This is a genomic window from Sphingopyxis sp. (genome assembly GCF_016704835.1).
In the GTDB taxonomy this organism is placed as follows: domain Bacteria; phylum Pseudomonadota; class Alphaproteobacteria; order Sphingomonadales; family Sphingomonadaceae; genus Sphingopyxis.
The window spans coordinates 752230-773858 of sequence record NZ_JADIZJ010000021.1 but is presented as its reverse complement, the minus strand read 5'-3'; the positions used below and the strand labels follow the sequence as shown (position 1 = coordinate 773858).

Sequence of the window (21629 nt, the reverse complement as noted above, 5' to 3'; positions counted from 1 at the left end):
TTTTCGCCTCCTAACACCAGCCAGACGCGGCGGTGTTTGCCCTCAGGCTCATCCGATAGCCTGAAACTGGTTAAGATATTGTTGGTGAAGCGCCCAAAGCCCGGCGGCGGCGATGGCAACGCCATAGGGTACCTCCACCGGACTGTCGGACCGACGCAATTTCAAATGGATGAGCATCACCGCCGAGAGGATCCCGCCTCCTACCGCCATGACAGTGAGCATCGGCAGAAACAGCGGTAACGGGATCCACAGCATCACCGCGCCGATCATCTTCACATCGCCGCCGCCCATCGCGCCGATCGCGAACAAGCCGGCAAAAACGAGGAAGACGGCAAAGGCCGCGCCGAACTGAATCGGTATCTCGGGCCAGACGGCAAGCCCACTTGCGATCCAGAAGGGGATGGCGAGCAGCGCCATCGCCGCATTGAGTTCGTTGGAAATGGTTCGTGATCTGAGGTCGCTGATCGCCGCGGCAATCATCAACAGGCCAAGAACGGCCATCAGGCCAAGGGAGATCATGCCGCTGTCCATGAGTGCCCTCCTACGCAACATGGCTTACCAAAGAGTAACCATGTTCCCGGTGATGGCGTCGTCGCTTGCATTCCCCGGGCCAATGGATATGCGGCGAGACATGATTGACGCACAGCCTTCCGCAACCGACGTACTGATCGTCGGCGCGGGTATTGCCGGCGCCAGTCTGGCCGCGGCGCTGGCGCCGTGGCGGCGTGTGATGCTGATCGAGGCGGAAGACACCCCGGGCTATCACGCAACCGGTCGCTCGGCCGCCTTTTGGCATGAAACCTATGGCGGACCGCGGGTGCAGCCGCTGTCGGTTGCGTCCTTCGACACCCTTGCCCGCCCTTCGCGCGCGTTTTCCGAGCGCGGATTTCTGTCGCCGCGCGCCGCGCTGACGCTCGGCCATCGCTCAGAAGCGGCAGCGGTGGACGCCTTTACTGCGGAATTTATCGCCAAAGGTGTCGAGGTCGTGCGGATGGGCGCTGCCGAAGTCGCCGGAAAAATCCCGGGTGTGCGAACTGAATGGAGCGAAGCCGCCTATGAGGCGGCGTGCAGCGACATCGATGTCGGCGCGCTTCATGCTGCCTACCTGCGTTCAGCGAAACGCGCCGGGGCGTTTATCGCCACCCGCGCGCCGCTGGAATCGGCACGGCGTATCGGCGCTATGTGGGATGTTCGGGCGGGCGGGCAGGCGATCAGCGCTGCGCTGATCGTCAACGCCGCCGGCGCCTGGGCGGACCGGGTGGCGGCCGCATGTGGGGTCGCCCCTATCGGGATCCAGCCCTATCGGCGCACCGTCATCCAGCTACGGCTGGGTATTCCGGTCCCAGCCGAACTGCCGCTCGTCATCCACATCGGCGGCAGATTCTACTTCAAGGGCGAAAGCGAGGGCCGCGTGTGGCTCAGTCCGCATGATGAAACTCCCGTCGATCCGCACGATGTGGTGCCGGAAGAGATTGATGTTGCGATCGCGATCGAGCGGATGCAGGCGGTCGTCGATTGGCCTGTCGCTGCGGTCGAGCGCAAATGGGCCGGACTGCGAAGTTTCGCGTCCGACCGCATTCCGGTTTTTGGAGCCGATCCGCACGTGCCCGATTTCATCTGGTGTGCGGGACAAGGCGGCTTCGGTATCCAGACCGCACCCGCGGTTGCTGGACTGCTGGCGGCGCAACTCGGTGCGCCGCCGCCTGGCGGCGCCATCGGTAGTGTCGATCCAGCGCCTTTCGCGCCGTCGCGCTTCACCTGATATCAATCTGGCGTCTTGCGCGCCGCAGCCGTCTGCTTACCATGGGATCGTCGCGTCACCGTGGGCGCGCCAACGACCGATGGAGGATCCGATGGCCCATTATTTCGAGATCAAGAAGAACAAGGCTGGCGAGCATGTCGCTTATTTCAAGTATAATAGCGAAACGATTTTCTGGACCGAAGGCTATTCCAGCAAGGCTTCAGCGATTAACGCGATCGAGTCGATCAAAAAGAACGGACCGGGGGCCGAAACGCGCGAAGCTGAATAGAATGACGGGCGCGGGCGCTCAGCGCGCCCGCGCAACTTCCAACGCGGCATCGCTGGCGAGCTGATCGGCGATCTCATTATCGCCGTGCCCCGCATGGCCTTTGACCCATAGCCACTCGATGTCGTGCCGCCTGGCTTCAGCGAGCAGCCGTTGCCACAGATCGGCGTTGGCGACCGGCTTTTTGGCGGCCGTTTTCCAGCCGTTCTTCTGCCAGCCAAATATCCATTTCGTGATGCCATCGCGGACATAAACGCTATCGGTCGACAGTTCGACGTTGCAATGGCGTTTCAGCGCGGCCAGCGCTTCGATCGCCGCCATCAATTCCATGCGATTGTTCGTCGTGTCGGGCTCGCCCCCCGACAGTTTTTTCACCACATCGCCCCAGCGCAGCACCGCGCCCCAGCCCCCTGGTCCGGGATTGCCTTTGCAGGCGCCATCGGTGGCGACAATCACCGTCTTGGTCGGTTCGTCACTCATGCGGTGACAAACAGGCTGGCGGCGTCGTCGGCGCGATAGCGCAGAAGGCGGGCGAGGAATGGCGAGGGGTCCTTGCGGGTGACCAGCGCGTCGGCAGGGGTATGGACCCAGTCGTGCGCGCGCGTCAGCAAGAAGCGGAGCGCCGCGCCGCGCGCCAGCGTTGGCAAGGCGGCGAACTCGGCATCGGTCAGGGCGATTTCGCGCGCGTAACCGCGCATCAATGCTTGTGTGAGCGCCGGATCGCATGTGCTGCCATCGGCGGAAAAGGTCCATGCCGCGTGGGTGACCACCAGATCGTAGGCGCGAAAATCGCTGGCGGCGAAATAAAAGTCAATCAAGCCCGTCACCTGGTCGCCGAGCATCAAAACATTGTCGGGAAACAGGTCGGCGTGGATGACATGCGTGGGCAGGTCGGTTGGCCAATGGGCGTCGATAAAGCCGAACTCTTCATCGACAATCGCTTGCAAGCCCGGACGCACCGCGTCGAGATTTCCGGTGGCGTTGGCAATATCGCGCCAATGGGGATGGCCCATGCTGTTTTCGCGGGCGCCATTATATCCGGCAAGCGCGTGGTGCATGGCGCCCAGTGCAACGCCTGCCGCCTCGCACTGTGCAGGGGTGGGATGGGTCAGCGAGATGCCCGACAGGAACTGAATGATACAGGCGGCGCGGCCTGAAATCTGCTGAACCGCGATGCCTTGGCGGTCACGGATCATGGCGGGAACCGGCGAGCCGCTAGTTGCCAGATGATCGAGCAGATCAACGAAGAAGGGCAGGTCGTCCTCACTCACGCGCTTTTCATAAAGGGTCAGGATGAACCTGCCGCCAGTCGTTTCGAGCAGGAAATTGCTGTTCTCGACCCCCTCAGCAATGCCCTTGCACGACAGGACGCTGCCGATGTCGTAGCGCGCGACGAGCGTCGCCAGATCGTCTGGATCGACGGGGGTATAGACTGCCATCAGGCTGCGGTCGGCTCAAGACCGCGCGGTAGCTTGAACACCATCGTCTCCTCGGCTGTAACCACGACCTCCTCGACGATCTTCCGGTGCACAACGACCGCGTCGATCACTTCGCGGACGAGCGTCTCGGGCGCGCTGGCGCCCGCCGTAATGCCTAGCGTCGCGATGTCGGTCAGCCAGTCGGGGTCGATGTCGGTGCCGCGCTGCACCAGATGTGCGGGCGTTCCCATGCGCTGTGCGACTTCGACCAGACGCAGACTGTTCGAGCTGTTCGGCGCGCCGATCACAATCATGCGGTCGCAATCACCGGCGATTGCCTTGACCGCGTCCTGCCGGTTTGAAGTTGCGTAACAAATATCCTCGCCGCGTGGGCCGGCGATGGCCGGGAAGCGATGTTGTAGCGCCTTCACGATATCGCGCGTGTCATCGACCGACAGTGTGGTCTGGGTCAGGAACGCCAGCATGTCGGGATCCGGCGGCGCCAGCGCCGCAACGTCGTCGACCGATTCGACCAAAGTCATTGCGCCTTCGGGCAGCTGGCCGAGCGTGCCGATGACTTCGGGGTGACCGGCGTGGCCGACAAAGACGATATGGCGCCCCGATTCATGCGCGCGCTCGGCTTGGCGATGAACCTTCGACACCAAGGGACAGGTCGCATCGATATAGTCGAGCCCGCGCATCTCCGCTTTCGCCGGGACTGCTTTGGGGACGCCGTGGGCGCTGAAGACGACCGGTACACCATCGGGAACCTGATCGAGCGATTCGACAAAAATCGCCCCCTGCGCCTTCAGCGTATCGACGACATAGCGGTTGTGAACGATTTCATGGCGGACATAGACCGGTGCGCCAAAACGCTCGAGCGCCAGTTCGACGATGCGGATTGCCCGATCGACGCCGGCGCAAAAACCGCGAGGGGCGGCGATCAAAACCCTGAGTTCTGCGGTTTCGGTGGTGTTCGGGCGCGGTGTCAGATGGGCAGCGTTCATGATGGGGGCGCTGTAGCGCAGCATGCGGCGCCGGGTAAAGAAGTTCGTCCGTGTTGCGCCGCGTTCATCGCACCGATAAGAAGCGGCGCGCATGAAGCGGGATCAATCGTCCCGATGCACCGAAAGCCGCATTGGCACGCCTGTTTGGAAAGCCCGATTATCATGATGTCCATTTCGTTCCCGTCGCGTAAGTTTCTGACCGTGCTGTGCGGCACGGCAGCCATGGCGACCGTCGCGGGATGTGCAAAGGACAACGATATCGACGTTTCTGGCGGTGTAGGTATCACCGCGACGCGCAGCGCTTGTCCGGCGGTTGCGGTGCCGCTGCACACCGGTGACGTCACCCTGTTCGATCCCGCGACCAGCCGCGATGCACGTGCCATCGACATTGTTGCCGCGATCACCAATGTGACGCCGCAGTGCAACGACGCCAGCGAGAAGGTCTATCAGCTCGCCAGCTTCGACGTCATCGCGACGCGCCGCGACGCCGGTCCGGCGCGGTCGGTGACCTTGCCTTATTACGGTACCGTTCTGCAGGGCGGCACGGCGGTGGTCGCCAAGCGACTGGGCAATGTTGTCGTGACCTTCCCTGAAGGGCAGACGCGCGGTACCGGCCGGGCGCATGCGTCGGCTTATGTCGATCGCGCCGCTGCGACGCTGCCCGCTGACATTCAAGAGCGCATCACGCGCCGCCGTAAGGCCGGCGACCAGGACGCCGCGATTGATCCGCTCAGCCTGCCCGAAGTTCGCGCCGCGGTGCAGCGCGCCAGCTTTGAACTGTTGATCGGTTTCCAGCTGACGCAGGAACAGCTCGAATATAACGTCCGACGTTAGGATTGCGGCGGCGTAATTGCGCCGTTCGCAACATTTTGCCCCGCGCGCCAACAGGGCGACGCGGGGCTTTTCGCGCCCGTCCAGCTGCGATAGAGCGCGCGAAAGACTTTCCCGATCGAAGATAGGCCAGCTCGTGACTCTGTTCAGCCGCTTTTCCGACTATATAGACGCCGCGCTCGATACGCTCGTCGCCAAAGGGGCCTTGTCCGATGGCCTCGACCGCTCGGCGATCAGCGTCGAGCCGCCGCGCGATCCGGCGCATGGCGACGTTGCGACCAATGCCGCGATGGTGCTCGCCAAACCTGCGGGCATGAACCCGCGCGCGCTCGCCGATCTGCTTGTCACCGAACTCGGCGCGCTCGACGAAGTGATCGAGGCCAGCGTCGCCGGACCGGGATTCATCAACCTGCGTCTCGTTGACGGCAGCTGGCGCGACGAACTCGCGCTGATCCACGATGGGGGGGGCGAGTACGGCCGCTCGGCCGTGGGGCAAGGGCGGCGAGTCAATGTCGAATATGTGTCGGCAAATCCGACCGGCCCGATGCACGTCGGCCACTGCCGCGGCGCGGTGGTTGGCGACGCACTGGCGGCGCTGCTCGAATATTCGGGCTACGCCGTGACGCGTGAATATTATGTCAACGACGCGGGCGGCCAGGTCGACGTCCTCGCGCGTTCGGTGCATCTGCGCTATCGCGAAGCGCTTGGCGAAGATGTCGGCGTGGTCCCTGAAGGGCTTTATCCCGGCGATTATCTCATCCCTGTCGCTGAAAAGCTGGCCACAGAATATGGCGACCGCTTCGTCAGCGCGCCCGAAAGCGCGTGGCTTGGACTGTTCCGCGCCGAAGCGGTCAGCGCGATGATGGACATGATCCGCGCCGACCTTGCCAAGCTCGGCATCCATCATGATCTGTTTTCGTCCGAAGCCGAGTTGCAGGCAGCCGGAAAGCCTGAGGCTGCCGAAAAATGGTTGCGCGACCACGACCTCGTCTATGACGGCGTGCTCGAAGCACCGAAGGGCGACACCCCCGATGATTGGGAACCGGTCGAGCTGCCGCTGTTCCGCTCGACCAGGTTCGGGGACGATCAGGATCGGCCGATCAAGAAATCTGACGGCAGCTGGACCTATTTCGGCGCCGACCTCGCCTACCATTTCCAGAAGAGCCAGGATGCCGACGAGATGATCGACATCTGGGGCGCGGATCATGCCGGGACGGTCAAGCGGATCAAGGCGGCGGTCGCGGCTTTGACCGATGGCAAGAAGAAATTCGACGTCAAGCTGGTCCAGATGGTTCGCCTGCTCAAGAACGGCGAACCGTTCAAAATGTCGAAGCGCGCGGGCAATTTCGTTACGCTGGCCGACATCGTTGACGAAGTCGGCAAGGACGCGGTGCGCTTCACCATGCTGACGCGCAAGGCCGACGCGCAGATGGATTTCGACTTTGCGAAGGTGGTGGAGGCGTCGCGCGACAACCCGGTCTTTTATGTCCAATATGCACATGCGCGGATCGCGTCGCTGAAGCGCAGGCTGGCCGAAGCAGAGGTTGCGCCCGCCGCTCCCAACGCGGACCGCCTCGACGAGTATGAGCTTGGCCTCGTCAAGCTGCTCGCGCAATTCCCACGGATCGTCGAGGCGGCGGCTTCGGCGCGCGAGCCGCACCGCGTCGCTTTCTATCTCGGCGATGTCGCGGCGGCGTTCCACGCGTGGTGGAACCTTGGTAACGATCGTCCCGACGCGCGTGTCATTTTGGCAAACGACCCCGAATTGACCGCGACGCGCCTTTATTTGGCCGACGGAATCGGGCAAGTCATCCGCAACGGGCTGCACCTGATGGGGGTTGAGGCGCTCGAGGAGATGAAATGATGGCCGAGGACAAGAACGCCGACCAGGGCGATGCCGGACTGGGGCTGGAAAGCGAAGACCGTCTGCCGTGGCTCGAAGCCGCCGACGGGGTCGAAGATGATGGCGAAGTTTCACCAGCGCGCCTGCTCGTCATGGTGCTTGGCGGGCTGTTGTTGATCGGCGCGGTGCTGGGCGGCCTGTGGTGGGTCCAGAACGGCGGCGCGCGCGGCAAAGGCGAGCTGATCGCGGCGCAGGATGGCAATTACAAGGTCGCGCCAAAGAGCGACGGTGCCAAGAATTTTGAAGGCGAAGGCGATGCCAGCTTCTCGGCCAGCGAAGGCGCCGAGCCGGCGGGCAAGGTCGATCCGACGCGCATGCCCGAAGAGCCTGCAGTGACGCCGCAGGAGCGCGAGGCGGCGACCGCGAAGGTTGCGGCGGACAAGGCTGCGGCGGCGAAAGCGAAAGCCAAACCGGCGGTCGTAACCGCGAAGGAGCAACCCAAGTCCGTGGCTATATCGGTCAAGACGCCCGACGCAGCTTCCAAGGCGGCACCGGGTGCCACAGGGCCGGCGATGATCCAGCTCGGCGCATTCAGCAGCGATGCCGCCGCGACCAAAGCGTGGATGAGTCTGTCGAAGCGCTTTGCATATCTGGCCGACCTCAACAAATCGGTGGCGCCGGCCAAGGTCGGCGACGGTACGGTATATCGGCTGCGCGTTGCGGCGGGAACGACTGCTAACGCCGCGAATTTGTGCGGAAAATTGCGCGTCGCAGGCGAAAATTGCGTCATCGTTCGCTGATTCGCCCCGCTTGGCCGCAGACTCCGTTGGTACTATCGCGCCGCTATGGCATGTTGCGCGCCCTGGTTGCAGCATGAGGGGGCGGCGGCCGATGGAGTTTGAAGCACGATGATACCCGCCATATTCGGCCTGTCGGGACTGACCCTCACCGACGATGAGCGCGCCTTCTTTCGGGACAGCGATCCCGCGGGCTATATATTGTTCGGGCGCAATATCGCGAACCGCGACCAGTTGCGGCAACTGACTGACGAACTGCGCGCAATCGACGGGCGGACCAATGTGCCGATCCTGATCGATCAGGAAGGCGGACGCGTCGCGCGGATGAAATCGCCTGAATGGCCGCCGTTCCCGAGCGGGGCGACCTTCGACGCACTGTATGACCGCGCGCCCGCAAGCGCGATCGAGGCGGCGCGGCTCAACGCCATGGCGCTCGCCGCGATGCTTGCTGAGGTCGGCATCAACGTCGATTGCCTGCCTTTGCTCGATGTGCGCCAGCCGGGGGCCAGCGACATCATCGGCGACCGGGCGCTAGGCAGCGAACCGATGCGCGTTGCGGCATTGGGCCGCGCGATACTGGGTGGATTGCAGGATGGCGGCGTCGTCGGCATCGTCAAACATATCCCCGGCCATGGCCGCGCGCTGCTTGATACCCACGAAGCGCTGCCGGTCGTCACGGCAACCGATCGCGAATTGCAAACCGACCTGGCGCCATTCGCGGCGCTGCGCGATGCGGCGATGGCGATGACTTGCCATGTCATATTCGAAGCATGGGATCCTGACCGGCCCGCCACTTTGTCGCCGCTCATCATCGACAGCGTGATCCGCCAGCGCATCGGGTTCCACGGCCTCCTGATGTCGGACGATCTCGATATGAAGGCCTTGTCGGGCGATGTTCCTTCGCGCGCCGCGGATGCGGTCGCTGCGGGTTGTGACATTGCGCTCAACTGCTGGGCCAAGATGGACGACATGGTGGGTATCGCCAATGCGCTCGATCCGATCAGCACTGTGTCGCGCGCGCGGCTTGAAGGCGCGATGGATCGCATATCGGGGGCTGGAGACAACCGAGCGTTTGCCACACTGGTCGAACAGCGCGACGCGCTGCTCGCGGTCGCCTGAGCAGGCGATGGACGAACCAGCGCTCGATTTCGAAACTGCTCCCGCGGCGTCCGACCGCGACGATGCGCTGCAACTTTCGCTCGAAAGCTGGGAAGGGCCGCTCGATCTGCTGCTCACGCTGGCGCGCAGTCAGAAAGTCGACCTCAAGCAGATTTCGATCCTCGCGCTGGTCGAACAATATCTTAGCTTCATCGCAGAGGCGCGCGAGCTGAAGCTGGAGGTCGCCGCCGATTATCTTGTGATGGCGGCATGGCTGGCCTATCTCAAATCGGCGCTGCTGCTTCCCAAGGATCCGCTGGAGGATCCGTCGCCCGACGAGCTGGCGCTGCGATTGCAATTGCGCCTGCAACGTCTGGCGGCGATGCGCGAAGCCGCGGCGCGGCTGCTTGCGCGCGATCGCGTCGGCCGCGATGTGTTCCTGCGCGCCAAGCCGGAGGGGCTGCGCGACGTCAAGCTGCGTCGGTGGGACGCCAGTCTCTACGATCTGTTGTCGGCCTATGGTCAGGTCAAGCTACGTAGCGAGCCCGTCGTGCATCTGGTGTCGCGGCGCCCGGTGATCACGCTCGATGCCGCGCTCCACCATCTACAACGGATGATCGGGATCAAACTCGACTGGGCCGAATTGGCCGATTTCCTGCCACCCGATTATCACGGTCCACTGCGCCGTTCGGCGATTGCGTCGAGTTTCGTCGCCGCGCTCGAACTGGCGCGGCAGGGGCGCGTCGACCTGAAACAAGCGGGCGCATTCGAACCGCTTTACCTGAAGGCCGCGACTATGGGACGACCCGCCGCATGAACCCGATCGACGACCGCGAACGCGCGATAGAGGCGATGCTGTTCGCTAGCGACGAACCGCTCGATCCGCGGCAGGTCGTCGCGCGGCTGGGTGACGACGGGAGCATCGGTGAAGTCCGCGCCTTCATTCAGGCGATTGCCGCGCGTCACGCGGGCAGCGGCATCGAACTGGTTGAGCGCGGCGGCCATTGGCATTTCCAGACCCCAGCCGACCTCGCGCATCTGCTTCGCCGCGAGCGCGACGATCCGCGCAAACTTTCGCGGGCTGCCGCTGAAGTGCTGGCGATTGTTGCCTATCACGAACCCGTCAGCCGCGCCGAGATCGAGGCGATCCGCGGCGTCCAGACGTCGAAGGGAACGCTCGACGTGCTGATGGAGGCCGAATGGATCGCGCCCGCGGGTCGCCGCGAGGTGCCGGGGCGACCGCTGATCTACAAGACGACCGACGCATTTCTGCAGCATTTCGGCCTCGGCAGCCGCAAGGATTTGCCAGGCATCGACGATCTGCGCGCGGCAGGTCTGCTCGATCCGGTCGATCTCGCATTTGACGAAGCGATGGGCGAGCTGGACCTAGTAAAAGACGGCGAAGAGGCCTAGATGAGCCTCTCAAGGAGAATTTAGATGGGTAGCTTCAGCATCTGGCATTGGCTGATCGTCGGCATTCTCGTCCTGCTGCTGTTCGGCAAGGGCCGGTTTTCCGACATGATGGGCGATGTCGCCAAGGGAATCAAAAGCTTCAAAAAGGGCATGGCCGAAGACGACACGCCTCCCGTCGCGCCGAAGCATATCGAAGGACAGCGCGCTCCCGATGGTGCGCCGGTCTCGACGCCGATCAACGAGCACGACAAGCTCTGATCCTGTTCGACACGCGGGGGAAGTTCTAGTCCATGTTCGACGTTGCGCCCACCGAGCTGCTGCTCGTTATCGTGGTGGCTCTGGTCGTCATCGGTCCGAAAGATTTGCCGAAGGCGATGCGTTTTGTCGGCAAATGGATGGGCAAGGCGCGCGGCATGGCGCGCCATTTCCGGTCCGGGCTCGATACCATGATGCGCGAGGCCGAACTGGAAGAACTCGAGAAGCAGTGGCGCGAACAGAATGACGCGATCATGCGCGAATTTCCGCGGATCAACGATGTGAACGCGCCGACTCCGAAATCCGGGCCTGCTGCGCCCGGCGCACCAAGCGAGCAGGGTGCGGACGAATCAGCCGCGGCGACCGCCCAACCTGAAACGCATGCGGTTCCACCACGCGACGGTCCGTTGCCATGACCGCCGAAACGCCGATCACCGCGAGTGAGGACGATGGAGCCGGCGGCAAGATGCCGCTTCTCGACCATTTGATCGAACTGCGCTCGCGGTTGTTAAAGTCGCTGCTCGCGATCGGGCTCGCCTTTGGTGTGTGCCTTTTTTACGCCGAGCCGATTTTCAGCATCCTCGTGCAGCCGCTCGTCGCAGCGGGACAGGGCAAGATCATCTACACGCAGCTGTTCGAGGCGTTTTTTGTCCAGATCAAAGTCGCGCTGTTTGCGGCGATGATGATCGCCTTTCCGGTTATAGCGAACCAGCTGTGGAAATTTGTCGCGCCCGGCCTGTACCGCAAGGAAAAGCGCGCATTGCTGCCGTTCATCCTGGCAACCCCGGTGCTGTTCACCGCCGGGGCGTGTATGGCCTATTTCGTGACCGTCCCCGTCGCGCTGAAGTTCCTGCTTGGTTTTCAAGGTGACATGGGCGGGATCGAGCAGGAAGCGCTGCCGTCGGTCGCCAATTATCTCAGCTTCATCATGCAGTTCATCATGGCGTTCGGGATTGCGTTTCTGCTGCCGATCTTCCTGATGCTGATCGAACGGTCGGGCCTGGTGACGCGCGCGCAACTGGTGTCGGCGCGGCGTTACATGATCGTCGCCGCGTTCGCGATCGCCGCGGTCGCAACCCCGCCCGATATTCTCAGCCAGTTCCTGCTCGCGATCCCGCTGATCCTGCTTTACGAAATGTCGCTGTTCGCGATCTGGTTTACCCAGCGTCGACGCAAAACAGGCGCCGAAGAGGCGCCTGTCGAGCCTCTCGAAGAGGCTTAGGGTAAGTGATTTAGACCCCGATCAGTCGATGGCGTCGCTGCCAGCCTGACCAACCGATTCGATGTCGCGGCCAGCTCCCTTGACGGTGTTGCAGCCCGTGACGACGACACTTGCCAAAACGGCGAGAATGATTGCGCGGAGACTCGTCATTTTTCAAACCTCTCTGGATGGGGTGCAAAATGGCCCGGCACACTTTCGAGGGGGGGGAGGGAAATGCGCGCCGGGCCAATGTTGCTGAGCAGCGCTGCGGGGGGGCGATGATCGCTGCTCGAATGGGAAACGAGCCAAATGTCGGATAAGTTCCCGAAAAAAATTGGGATGATGAAATTTTTTTCGCATTATTTTTCGGCCGCGGAATCGACTTTTGATTCCAGTATCTTGATCAGCCCATGGTGGTCAGGCCGCTGGCCACCGCGAGGCCCAGGAAGGCGAGAAAGCCCATGGAATCGGTGGTCATGGTGACAAAAATGGAACTGGCAACCGCCGGATCCTGATCGAGCCGGTCGAGCAATAGCGGAATCGCGACCCCGGCGACTCCCGCTACAAAGATGTTCACGACCATCGCCGCAGCAATCACCGCGCCCAGTTGCGGGTTGGCGAACCATATCGCAGTTGCCGTGCCGGCGAGCAGCGCGATTGTCGCGCCGTTGAGCAGCGCAATTTTCATCTCACGCCAGATTGCGCGCCAGCTGTTAGAATCGGTAAGCTGGTTCATTGCCAGCGCGCGTACCGTCACCGCCAGCGTCTGGGTTCCGGCATTGCCGCCGACCCCAGCCACAATCGGCATGAGCGCGGCGAGCGCGACCATCTGTTCGATCGCGCCCCCGAAAAAGCCGACGATCGACGATGCGAGCAGCGCGGTGCCAAGGTTGGCGACGAGCCAGCGCACCCGCGCGCTGTATGTTTCGCGGATCGGTTCGTTGATGTCGCCATCGCCGGCGCCTGACAGGCGCAAGATGTCTTCGCCGGCTTCTTCCTGAATGATATGGACGATGTCATCGACGGTGATCATCCCGACGAGCCGACCGCCCCTGTCGATGACCGCAGCCGAAATCAGCGCATATTTCTGAAAGCGCAGTGCGACTTCTTCCTGATCCATATCGACCGGGATCAGAGTCTGCTCGCGCTTCATCACATCGCTGATCGCAATGTCGCGCGGGGTGCGCAGGATCCAGCTGAGCTGGCACGAACCCACCGGTCGGTGCATCGGATCGACAACGAAGATTTCCCAGAAATCGCTGGTCAGCGCAGTATCTTCGCGCAGTCGGTCGATGACGTCACCGACCGTCACATGCTCGGGTACCGCAACAAGGTCGCGCTGCATCAGGCGGCCAGCCGATTCCTCTGGGAAGGAGGGGGCGGCCTCGATCGCGGCGCGATCTTCGGGCTCCATCGCGTCGAGCACCGCCTGCTGCTCGTCGGCCTCCATATCCTCAATGATCGCAACGGCATCGTCGGTATCGAGTTCGGACGCGAGCTCTGCGACTTGTTCGGGCGCGAGCAGATCGATCAGTTCTTCGCGAACATAATCGTTCATTTCCGCCAGCACGTCGGCGGACAGCATGTTGCCCAGCACGGCGGCGAGCATCGGGCGCTCGTCGCTACGCGCGAGTTCGAACAGGTCGGCGATGTCGGCGGGATGCAGGCGACCGATACGCTCGCGCGCCGCTTCGCCTTCGCCGGCTTCGGCCAGTTCGATGACGTCGCGGACGAATTCGGGCCTCAGCCGGTCGTCTTCGTCGAGTTCGGTTTCTGTCTCGCGTGCCACCACGTCGCGGTCGCGATCGTCGGTGATGGCGACATCCTCGGCGGACCGGGAATCTTCGCGGTTATCCATCGCGCGGTCCTCCCTGTCAAAGCCGGCGACTGGCCGGCGGGCCGAGCCTTCCCCCTAGTCGCGGCACCGCGATATGGCAACGCCAGCGAGGCGGCAGCGGCAATTAAAGCGTGGCTTTGGCGCTGTTGCTCGCTATGGCACCGCGATTATTTTCTACAGGAGCCGAGCATGACCGACCAGACCCTCACCCTTTCGCTGTCTACTGGCGATGTTGTTATCCGCCTGCGTCCCGATCTGGCGCCGCTGCATGTCGAGCGCATCACCCAGCTCGCCAGCGAAGGTTTTTACGACGGCGTCGTGTTTCACCGCGTGATCCCGGGCTTCATGGCGCAGGGCGGCGATCCGACGGGCACCGGCATGGGCGGCAGCCCGCTGTCCGACCTTCCCGCCGAATTCAACGCGCAGCCGCACGTCCGCGGCGTTTGCTCGATGGCGCGGGCGCAGAACCCGAACAGCGCGAACAGCCAGTTCTTCATCTGCTTCGACGACGCGCGCTTCCTCGACAATCAATACACCGCCTGGGGCGAAGTGATCGAAGGCATGGAAAATGTCGACGCGCTGCCTAAGGGCGAGCCGCCGCGCGAGCCGGGCAAGATCGTCAAAGCGACGGTTTCCTGATCTGAAAATCCCCGCTTCGGCGGGGATTTTTTTGGCTATTCCCCGATAAACCCGTTCAGCCGCTCGCACGCGGCGATCCAGTCTTCCTTGAACTCCTGCACGACTTGCCCGGCGCCCATCGCCTCGTTCATCAGCCCGACGCCTTGGCCGACCCAATAGGTCGCAAGCGCCTTCGCGCCTTCGTGGCCGCCCTCGGACAATTTATCGACCTTGCGCAGCGCGGGTTCGCTGACCAGCGATTGCAGCGGCATTGGCAGCGGTTTCGGGGCACCGTCGGCCTCCCAGGCGTCGGTCCAGGGCGAACGGAGCTGACGGGAGGGTTTCCCGGTGCGGCTTTTCGAACGCACTGTGTCGCGCGAACTGGCGAGCAGCATCTTTTCCTTCACCACCGGATTGGTTTCCGCCTCGGCGGTGGTCAGCCACACCGATCCGGTCCACGCGCCATGCGCGCCCATCGCCATTGCCGCGGCCATCTGGCGCCCGGTGACGATGCCGCCCGCCGCAAGGATCGGCGTGGTTGCGCCGACGGCTTCGACTGCCGCGGCAACCTCGGGCACCAGCACCATTGTCGCGACTTCGCCGCAATGGCCGCCAGCTTCGCCGCCCGCGACCACAAGGATATCGACCCCGGCGCGGACCTGCGCCAGCGCGTGATCGCGGGTGCCGACCAGCGCGGCGACGGGCACATTGTGGCGCTTGCCGAGTTCGAGCATCAGCGGTGGCGGGACGCCGAGCGCATTGGCGATCAGGCCGATGGGGTGGCGAAAGGCGACTTCGAGCAGCGCGGCGGCGCCGTCGTCGCTCATATTGTCGCCTAGGCTGCTACGCATCGCGCCGGGCAGCGACAGATCGCTAGTGTCGACGCCGTGCTTTCGAAGCAGGCCCGAAATAAACGCCTTATGCTCGTCAGGAATCGAAGGCGTTTCCCGCTGGACCTCGCCTTTGCCAGCAAAGCTGTTCGGGACGATCAGGTCGACGCCATAAGGCTTGCCGCCGATATGCGCGTCGATCCACGCCAGCTCCTCTTCAAGCCGTGCGGGGGGGAGCGAGGCGGCGCCGAAGACGCCCATGCCGCCCGCTTTCGACACCGCAACCACCACGTCGCGGCAGTGCGAGAAGGCGAGGAGGGGGAATTCGATGTCGAGCATCGCGCAGATGGGTGATTGCATTGGGCCTCTCCGATGTGGACTAAGGTGCCACGTGGCGCACATGTCAGCGTTAGTTTACGTAAACGTCAAGTTGATTTGCTGGAGCCGCCCATTATCGCAGTCCCATGACCCAATTTTCCCCGCCCGATTTCGATCTCGACGCCTTTGTTCGCGCCACCTTGGCCGAGGATCTGGGGTCGGGCGGTGACATCACGTCAATGGCAGTGATTCCCGCCGGGGCGCGCTTTGGGGGGGTGATGGATAGCCGCGATGCGATCATCGTGGCTGGGTTGCCGATCGCCGAAGCTTTCTTTCGCGCCCTCGATCCTGCCATGGAGATCGAAATTCCGGTCGCGGAGGGCACCGAAGTGGCCGCGGGCAGCGATTTGATGCGCCTGTCGGGCAACGCCCGCGCAATGCTGACCGCCGAAAGATCGGCGTTGAACACGGTGCAGCATCTGTCGGGCATCGCAACGATGACGCGGCAGTATGTCGATGCGCTGGCAGGTACCGGCGCCACACTGCTCGATACGCGCAAGACGATCCCGGGCCTGCGGGTGCTGGAAAAATATGCGACGCGGATGGGCGGTGCGACCAATCACCGGATGGGGCTCTGGGACGCGGCGATGATCAAGGACAATCATGTCGCGGTCGCCGGGTCGGTCGAGGAAGCGGTGCGCCGCGCGGTCGCCGCCGGGATCGAGCGGATCATCGTCGAGGTCGACCGGGTGGCGCAGGTCGAACCGGCGCTGAATGCCGGGGCGACTCACCTGCTGCTTGACAATATGACACTGGATGAACTGCGAACATGTGTGGGCATCGTCGGCGGCAAGGTGCCGACCGAGGCGTCGGGCGGGGTGCGGCTCGACACGATCGGCGCGATCGGCGCGACGGGGGTGACTTATGTGTCGGTCGGGCGGTTGACGCAGTCGGCGCCCGCGGCGGATGTCGGGCTCGATTTTGCGCTGGTCTAGCGTTGCTGCGCTGGGTTTGATGCTCGCGCCAACCGCGGGGCAGGCGCAGGCGCTCGCCTGCAATATCCCCGATCGCATCCCGGTGCCCCGCCTCGAACAGCCCAAACGCGGCGAACCAGTGCGCAAGTCGCCGATCACCGGCTATCTGCTCAGTATGAGCTGGTCGCCGCAGCATTGCGCCGATGTCCGCAACCCGCGAGACGCGCGCGACCGGTTCCAGTGCGGGGGCGAGGATGGCCGCTTCGGCTGGGTGCTCCACGGGCTGTGGCCCGAAACCGACAGCCGCGACTATCCGCAATGGTGCCGCCCGGCCAAAATCGTGACGCAGCCGGTACTACGCCAGCATCTATGCATGACTCCGTCGGCGCAGCTGCTCCAGCATGAATGGGCGAAGCATGGGACGTGCATGAGCCCGCACCCCGCCGCCTATTTTCGCTCGGCCGCGACGCTGTTCCGCGCGGTGCGCTTTCCCGACATGGCGGCGCTGGCGGCAAGGCCGCAAACCGCGGGCAGCATTCGCCGCGCTTTCGCCGCGGCCAATCGCGAGATTTCCGAACCGATGGTTGCGGTGTCGATCGATCGGCAGGGCTGGCTGGACGAGGTGCGGCTGTGTTTGGGGCCGCGGATGCGGCCGCAGCGGTGCAAGCCGTTCCAGGCTGGAGCGCGGGACCAGCGGCGGGTGCGAGTCAGGCCGATGGCGCAAGACTAGAATATATTCGTCATTGCGAGCCGAGCGAAGCAATTTCCAGCCGTCGGGCTCGCGCCGAGCCGATAGCTGGAGATTGCGGCGTCGCTGCGCTCCGCGCGATGACAGGATCGAGCCGTACTCCTCGGCCGGGCCGCTGTACCGCTTTGGCACGCCACATTTGTTAACGATCTTTTAACCTTACCAAATCGTTAAGATCGCCATAGCTTGCCGGGCATGGACTCGGATCACATCAATATTCGCCGCCGGATTCAGGCGCATAGCGCCCGCCAGCTGACGATCGCGCGTTTGAGCGCGCCGGCCGACTGGCAGGGCGAGTTGCGGCAGGCGCTGGCGGCGCACCGTGAGCCCGTGACGATTTTTGCTGGCAGCGACCTGCGGCTCTTTTTGCAGAGTTTCGCGGTGTTTTTTACCGCTACGATGATGTTTCTGATCTGACGGCAGCTACCGACCAAAAGTGGCCGTTTTATATCTCGTCACCCTGAACATGTTTCAGGGTCCATGGCCTGCCGTTTCTTCCGTCGCCGCGCGCGAGATTAAAGCTCAGGCCATGGATGCTGAAACAAGTTCAGCATGACGAAATCAGGGCAGCTTACCACCCGTATCGGTCATTCGCGAACGATCTAATCGCAGGCCTTGTGCAGCTTCCATGCCAGCACCGACGACATCAGACACATTGCCGCCACCATCAGCAGCGTGTCGTCGATGGTCAATCCGATTCCGATCAGCACGCTGAGCAGTAACGTCGCCGCCACCATGAAGCCCGAATTGACGATATTGTTCGCGGCGATCGTGCGTGCGGTCTGCGACTTGGCGACGGTCGTGGTCAGGAAGGCATAGAGCGGGACGACGAACATGCCGCCGGCGATCGCGATGCCGAGCAGGTCCAGGATGATGCGGTCGCCGGTCGTCAGCGCCAGAAAGTCGCGCCAGTTCATCAGACCGGTGCCGACATGCTCCCACCCTTTGACGTTCCACCACAGGTCGAGCACGAACAGCCCCATCACGATCACCGACCCCGGCGAATAGCGCGCCGAGACATGGCCCTTGAGCAGCCGGTTGACGATAATCGAGCCGATCGCGACGCCCACCGAGAAGATCGCGGTGAACAGGGTCGCGACAGTGTTGTCGGCGCCGAGCGCATTCTTGACCAGCGGCGGGAATTGCGCCGCGAGGATGGCGCCGATCGCCCAGAAAAAACTGATCGACACGATCGCCAGGAACAAGCGCGGGATGTGCATTGTCGAATTGACCAGCCGCCACGACGAGCGGAAGACATTATGGTCGATGACCAGCCCCTCGGCTTCCTTTTCGGGCGGTGCGGCGGGGACGTAGTTGGCGGTCAGGCGGCCGATTATGGCGACGATGATGATCCCGGGGATGGCGATGTGCGGCGGGGTGAGGCCGCCGACAATGGTACCGCCCAAGATGGCGATATAGGTGCCCGCCTCGACCCAGCCGGTGCCGGCGAGAACCTCGTCCTCCTCCAGATGTTGGGGCAGGATGGCGTATTTGATCGGGCCGAAGAAGGTCGAGTGCGTTCCCATCGCGAACAGCGCGAGCAACATGATCGGCACCAGATGAAACCAGATGCCGATGGCGCCGACGATCATGATGAAAATTTCGGCGGTCTTGATCAGGCGGATCATCCGCGTCTTGTCGGTGCTGTCGGCGAGCTGCCCAGCGAGCGCCGAAAACAGGAAAAAGGGCAGAATGAACAGGCCGCCCGCCAGCGCGTTGAACCACGCCTCGGTTTCCGGATCCTTGTAGATGGTAAAGGTGACGAGGATCACCATCGCCATCTTGTAGAAATTGTCGTTAAAGGCGTTGAGGAACTGCGTGGCGAACAGGGGCAGGAACCGGCGTTGCTTCATCAGCGCAAAGGAACCGGTCATTGAAAATCCATTTTTGCAGCCTGACAGTCGGACAACGCCGGGACATCACGGCAATATTGTTGTCGCGCGGGGGGCTTATCGGTTAGGGCGGGCAGGGTCAAAGCCCATTTTGGAAATAGCGCGCCGCATTGGCGGGAATCAGGGATCATGCTCAGTCTTCCGAACATCCTGACATTGTCGCGCATTTTGGCGGTGCCCATCCTGCTGTTCCTGCTGTGGCCGGGGGTGGTCGAGGGATCGCACCAGCCCAAGCCGATCGATTATGCGCTCGCGTTCGGTCTGTACTGCCTGATGGGCATTACCGATTATTTTGACGGCTATGTTGCACGGTCGCGCGGCATTGTGTCGCGGCTGGGCGCCTTTCTGGATCCGATTGCCGACAAGATCATGATTGCGGCGGTGATCCTGCTGCTGGTGTTTACCCGCGACATCACCGGATATCATGTCATCGCGGCGCTGATGATCCTGCTGCGCGAGATCATCGTGTCGGGGCTGCGCGAGTTTCTGGCGACATTGCAGGTGTCAATGCCGGTAACGCAGCTGGCGAAGTGGAAAACGACGTTCCAGCTGGTGGCGTTCGGCGCACTGATCCTGGCGGGGGCGCTGCCCGCGATGGAGTGGGTCAAGATGGTCGGGCTGGCGTCGCTGTGGGGCGCCGCGGTGCTGACGCTGATCACCGGCTGGGATTATCTGCGCGTCGGCCTGAAGCATATGGATTGAGTGCGATGGCGCTGAACCTCGCCTATTTTGCCTGGGTACGCGATCGGATGGGCGTGGCTGACGAGGTCGTCGAGCTGCCCGCCGATATTGCCGATCTGACCGCCTTGCTGACGTGGCTCGCGGGGCGTGATGAGCGTGGAGCGCTGGCCTTTGCCGAACCGCAGCGCATTCGCGCCGCCATCGATGGAGTGATGATGGGGCCGGGTGCGCCGCTGGCCGACGCGCGCGAAGTTGCGCTGTTCCCGCCGGTGACGGGCGGATGATCCGCGTCGCGGTGCAGCCCGCCGCGATCGATGTCGGCGCCGAGTTCGACCTGCACGATGCGGGCGGGCATGGCGCGAGTGCCAGCTTTATCGGGCGGGTGCGCGGCGATGGCGATCTGACCGAACTGTTCCTGGAACATCACCCGGCGATGACCGAAGCGGGGCTGGGCGATCTCGCCCATGCGGCAGCCGACCGGTGGCAGCTGGCGGCGCTGACGCTGATCCACCGCGTCGGCGCGATGGCGCCGGGCGACACGATCGTGCTGGTGCTGGCGAGCAGTCCGCACCGCAGCGGGGCGCTGGCGGCATGCGAATTTCTGATCGACCGGCTGAAGACCGATGTGATGCTGTGGAAGCGTGAGACGTTTGCCGACGGGCGGGTGGCGTGGGTCGAAGCGCGGGCGGGGGATGAGGTGCGCGCGGAGCGGTGGAACCAGTAACCATCGTCATCCCGAACTTGATCCGGGATCCATTCGGCGGCGTTGCCATGGACCCCAGATCAAGTCCGGGGTGACGAAGCAGCGGTTAGGCCGCCCGATGCTGCCGGAAAATATCCGCCAGCATCTTGAATTCGTCGGCGCGCGGGCTGCCTTTGCGCCATACCAGCGCGATCGTCCGCCAGTCATGGTCCGAATCGAGCGGGCGGGTGTCGATGTCGGTGTGGTCGAGGATGCCCGCCTCGATCGCCATCTGGGGCAGCATGGTGATGCCCAGGCCGTTATCGACCATCTGGACCAGCGTGTGCAGCGACGTCCCCATCATCCGCGCCCCGGCGCGGAGTTCGGGGCGGTTGCACGCGGCGAGGGCGTGATCCTTCAGGCAATGGCCGTCCTCGAGCATCAGCATCTGCGCGGGGTCGATCTGGTCGGCGCTGACCATCGCCGGCAGGTCTTCGGACTGGTCGCCGGGGAAGGCAACGAACAGCGCGTCGTCGAACAGTTCCTCGCTCTCGACGTCGCCGCACGCGTAGGGGAGGGCGAGGAGGACACAATCGACGGTGCCGTGGTGGAGCGATTCACAGGCTTGGGCGCTGGGTTCTTCGCGCAGGAACAGTTTGAGCGCCGGGCGCTCCTTGCGCAGCAGCCGCAGCATGCCTGGGAGAAGGAAGGGCGCGATCGTCGGAATGACGCTCATCCGAAGGTCACCGACCAGCGGCGCCGCGGCGGCGGCGGCCATATCGGCGAGTTCCTCGGCCTCGCGCAGCACGCGGTGCGCCTTTTCGACGATTGCGTTGCCAAGGCCGGTAAAGCGGACGACGCGGCGGGTGCGCTCAACGAGGGTCGGACCGAGCAGCGTTTCGAGCTCGCGAATGCCCGCCGACAGCGTCGACTGGGTGACATTGCAGGCATCGGCGGCGCGGCCGAAATGGCCATGTTCGTGCAGCGCGACGAGATATTGCATCTGCTTGAGGGTCGGGAGGTAGTTGGACATTGATCGGATATAACCATGAACCGGGTCGTTTTGAACAATATGATCGATAAATATTCTTCGCCATATTGGTGACGATTGTTGCCGCTGTACGCGTTGCCATGATAGCCAATGGGATCGGACGAGGCG

At 63.3% G+C, this 21629-nt stretch carries 27 protein-coding genes; 18 read left to right on the top strand and 9 right to left on the bottom strand.

Translation table 11 applies throughout. The annotated features are described in order from the left end of the window. Window positions 1-48 precede the first annotated feature (48 nt). The gene (locus IPF76_RS18900; RefSeq protein ID WP_293847106.1) at window positions 49-531 is read right to left on the bottom strand and encodes a prepilin peptidase; all 483 of its coding nucleotides are present in this window, start codon (window positions 529-531) and stop codon (window positions 49-51) included. A 100-nt stretch (window positions 532-631) separates the two neighbouring features. Here IPF76_RS18900 and IPF76_RS18895 point away from each other — a divergent pair, with 100 nt between their 5' ends. Together IPF76_RS18895 and IPF76_RS18890 are read left to right on the top strand one after the other, a co-directional pair. After that, entirely contained in the window at window positions 632-1762 is a 1131-nt protein-coding gene (locus IPF76_RS18895) for an FAD-binding oxidoreductase (protein WP_293847105.1), read from the top strand. Window positions 1763-1853: 91 nt separating this feature from the next. Continuing rightward, on the top strand, window positions 1854-2030 hold the full coding sequence (locus tag IPF76_RS18890; RefSeq protein ID WP_293847103.1) for a DUF1508 domain-containing protein: 177 nt from the start codon (window positions 1854-1856) through the stop codon (window positions 2028-2030). Between the two features lie 18 nt (window positions 2031-2048). Here the strand turns inward: IPF76_RS18890 and rnhA are convergent, their stop codons facing one another. From rnhA to ispH, 3 genes are read right to left on the bottom strand one after another with little or no spacing between them, the layout of a single operon-like run. Continuing rightward, a complete protein-coding gene (rnhA, locus tag IPF76_RS18885) occupies window positions 2049-2507 on the bottom strand; it encodes a ribonuclease HI (RefSeq protein ID WP_293847101.1) in 459 nt (152 codons plus the stop codon). Next, on the bottom strand, window positions 2504-3466 hold the full coding sequence (gene thrB, locus IPF76_RS18880) for a homoserine kinase (protein ID WP_293847099.1): 963 nt from the start codon (window positions 3464-3466) through the stop codon (window positions 2504-2506). The genes rnhA and thrB overlap by 4 nt, the downstream gene beginning before the upstream one ends. Then, window positions 3466-4452 carry a 4-hydroxy-3-methylbut-2-enyl diphosphate reductase gene (gene ispH / locus IPF76_RS18875; protein ID WP_293847406.1) on the bottom strand — a complete coding sequence of 329 codons (987 nt, stop codon included), beginning with the start codon at window positions 4450-4452 and terminating at the stop codon, window positions 3466-3468. Before ispH ends, thrB begins: the two co-directional genes overlap by 1 nt. Window positions 4453-4614: 162 nt before the next feature. On the opposite strand from ispH, the gene IPF76_RS18870 reads away from it, so the two are divergent. From IPF76_RS18870 to tatC, 9 genes are all read left to right on the top strand, one after another. After that, complete coding sequence (locus tag IPF76_RS18870; protein ID WP_293847097.1) at window positions 4615-5286, top strand: hypothetical protein; 672 nt, start codon at window positions 4615-4617, stop codon at window positions 5284-5286. 133 nt (window positions 5287-5419) lie between these two features. Continuing rightward, complete coding sequence (gene argS, locus IPF76_RS18865) at window positions 5420-7147, top strand: arginine--tRNA ligase (RefSeq protein WP_293847095.1); 1728 nt, start codon at window positions 5420-5422, stop codon at window positions 7145-7147. Further along, on the top strand, window positions 7144-7926 hold the full coding sequence (locus IPF76_RS18860) for an SPOR domain-containing protein (protein WP_293847093.1): 783 nt from the start codon (window positions 7144-7146) through the stop codon (window positions 7924-7926). Before argS ends, IPF76_RS18860 begins: the two co-directional genes overlap by 4 nt. 108 nt (window positions 7927-8034) lie before the next feature. Beyond that, window positions 8035-9042 (top strand): beta-N-acetylhexosaminidase, encoded by a 1008-nt coding sequence (gene nagZ, locus IPF76_RS18855; protein WP_293847091.1) that lies wholly within the window; start codon window positions 8035-8037, stop codon window positions 9040-9042. 7 nt (window positions 9043-9049) lie between these two features. Then, on the top strand, window positions 9050-9838 hold the full coding sequence (locus IPF76_RS18850) for a ScpA family protein (protein ID WP_293847089.1): 789 nt from the start codon (window positions 9050-9052) through the stop codon (window positions 9836-9838). After that, window positions 9835-10434 carry an SMC-Scp complex subunit ScpB gene (gene scpB / locus IPF76_RS18845; RefSeq protein ID WP_293847087.1) on the top strand — a complete coding sequence of 200 codons (600 nt, stop codon included), beginning with the start codon at window positions 9835-9837 and terminating at the stop codon, window positions 10432-10434. The genes IPF76_RS18850 and scpB overlap by 4 nt, the downstream gene beginning before the upstream one ends. Before the next feature lie 24 nt (window positions 10435-10458). Then, entirely contained in the window at window positions 10459-10692 is a 234-nt protein-coding gene (locus tag IPF76_RS18840) for a twin-arginine translocase TatA/TatE family subunit (protein WP_293847085.1), read from the top strand. Between the two features lie 32 nt (window positions 10693-10724). Further along, window positions 10725-11105 (top strand): Sec-independent protein translocase protein TatB, encoded by a 381-nt coding sequence (tatB, locus tag IPF76_RS18835; RefSeq protein ID WP_293847083.1) that lies wholly within the window; start codon window positions 10725-10727, stop codon window positions 11103-11105. Then, window positions 11102-11911 (top strand): twin-arginine translocase subunit TatC, encoded by an 810-nt coding sequence (gene tatC, locus IPF76_RS18830; RefSeq protein WP_293847081.1) that lies wholly within the window; start codon window positions 11102-11104, stop codon window positions 11909-11911. The genes tatB and tatC overlap by 4 nt, the downstream gene beginning before the upstream one ends. A gap of 21 nt (window positions 11912-11932) precedes the next feature. Here tatC and IPF76_RS18825 read toward each other — a convergent pair whose 3' ends face one another. Then, the gene (locus IPF76_RS18825) at window positions 11933-12061 is read right to left on the bottom strand and encodes an entericidin A/B family lipoprotein (RefSeq protein WP_293847079.1); all 129 of its coding nucleotides are present in this window, start codon (window positions 12059-12061) and stop codon (window positions 11933-11935) included. A 232-nt stretch (window positions 12062-12293) separates the two neighbouring features. Next, window positions 12294-13748: a magnesium transporter gene (mgtE, locus tag IPF76_RS18820; RefSeq protein ID WP_293847077.1), complete on the bottom strand. Its 1455-nt coding sequence runs from the start codon at window positions 13746-13748 to the stop codon at window positions 12294-12296. A gap of 168 nt (window positions 13749-13916) precedes the next feature. On the opposite strand from mgtE, the gene IPF76_RS18815 reads away from it, so the two are divergent. Further along, window positions 13917-14366 (top strand): peptidylprolyl isomerase, encoded by a 450-nt coding sequence (locus IPF76_RS18815; RefSeq protein WP_293847075.1) that lies wholly within the window; start codon window positions 13917-13919, stop codon window positions 14364-14366. Between the two features lie 35 nt (window positions 14367-14401). Here the strand turns inward: IPF76_RS18815 and IPF76_RS18810 are convergent, their stop codons facing one another. Then, window positions 14402-15535, bottom strand: a complete 1134-nt coding sequence (locus IPF76_RS18810; RefSeq protein ID WP_293847073.1) for a nitronate monooxygenase — start codon at window positions 15533-15535, stop codon at window positions 14402-14404. A gap of 104 nt (window positions 15536-15639) precedes the next feature. Between IPF76_RS18810 and nadC the strand changes: the two genes are divergently transcribed. From nadC to IPF76_RS18795, 3 genes are all read left to right on the top strand, one after another. Next, window positions 15640-16488 carry a carboxylating nicotinate-nucleotide diphosphorylase gene (gene nadC / locus IPF76_RS18805; protein ID WP_293847071.1) on the top strand — a complete coding sequence of 283 codons (849 nt, stop codon included), beginning with the start codon at window positions 15640-15642 and terminating at the stop codon, window positions 16486-16488. Further along, window positions 16475-17197 carry a ribonuclease T(2) gene (locus tag IPF76_RS18800; RefSeq protein ID WP_293847069.1) on the top strand — a complete coding sequence of 241 codons (723 nt, stop codon included), beginning with the start codon at window positions 16475-16477 and terminating at the stop codon, window positions 17195-17197. The genes nadC and IPF76_RS18800 overlap by 14 nt, the downstream gene beginning before the upstream one ends. A gap of 213 nt (window positions 17198-17410) precedes the next feature. Continuing rightward, window positions 17411-17632 carry a hypothetical protein gene (locus IPF76_RS18795; RefSeq protein ID WP_293847067.1) on the top strand — a complete coding sequence of 74 codons (222 nt, stop codon included), beginning with the start codon at window positions 17411-17413 and terminating at the stop codon, window positions 17630-17632. A 185-nt stretch (window positions 17633-17817) separates the two neighbouring features. Here the strand turns inward: IPF76_RS18795 and IPF76_RS18790 are convergent, their stop codons facing one another. Then, window positions 17818-19089 (bottom strand): MFS transporter, encoded by a 1272-nt coding sequence (locus IPF76_RS18790; RefSeq protein ID WP_293847065.1) that lies wholly within the window; start codon window positions 19087-19089, stop codon window positions 17818-17820. A gap of 147 nt (window positions 19090-19236) precedes the next feature. Here IPF76_RS18790 and pgsA point away from each other — a divergent pair, with 147 nt between their 5' ends. From pgsA to IPF76_RS18775, 3 genes are read left to right on the top strand one after another with little or no spacing between them, the layout of a single operon-like run. Then, window positions 19237-19809: a CDP-diacylglycerol--glycerol-3-phosphate 3-phosphatidyltransferase gene (gene pgsA / locus IPF76_RS18785; RefSeq protein ID WP_293847063.1), complete on the top strand. Its 573-nt coding sequence runs from the start codon at window positions 19237-19239 to the stop codon at window positions 19807-19809. A gap of 5 nt (window positions 19810-19814) precedes the next feature. Continuing rightward, window positions 19815-20072, top strand: a complete 258-nt coding sequence (locus IPF76_RS18780) for a MoaD/ThiS family protein (RefSeq protein ID WP_293847061.1) — start codon at window positions 19815-19817, stop codon at window positions 20070-20072. Next, complete coding sequence (locus tag IPF76_RS18775) at window positions 20069-20512, top strand: molybdenum cofactor biosynthesis protein MoaE (protein WP_293847059.1); 444 nt, start codon at window positions 20069-20071, stop codon at window positions 20510-20512. The genes IPF76_RS18780 and IPF76_RS18775 overlap by 4 nt, the downstream gene beginning before the upstream one ends. 85 nt (window positions 20513-20597) lie before the next feature. Here IPF76_RS18775 and IPF76_RS18770 read toward each other — a convergent pair whose 3' ends face one another. Further along, complete coding sequence (locus IPF76_RS18770; RefSeq protein ID WP_293847057.1) at window positions 20598-21503, bottom strand: hydrogen peroxide-inducible genes activator; 906 nt, start codon at window positions 21501-21503, stop codon at window positions 20598-20600. Window positions 21504-21629: the final 126 nt, after the last annotated feature.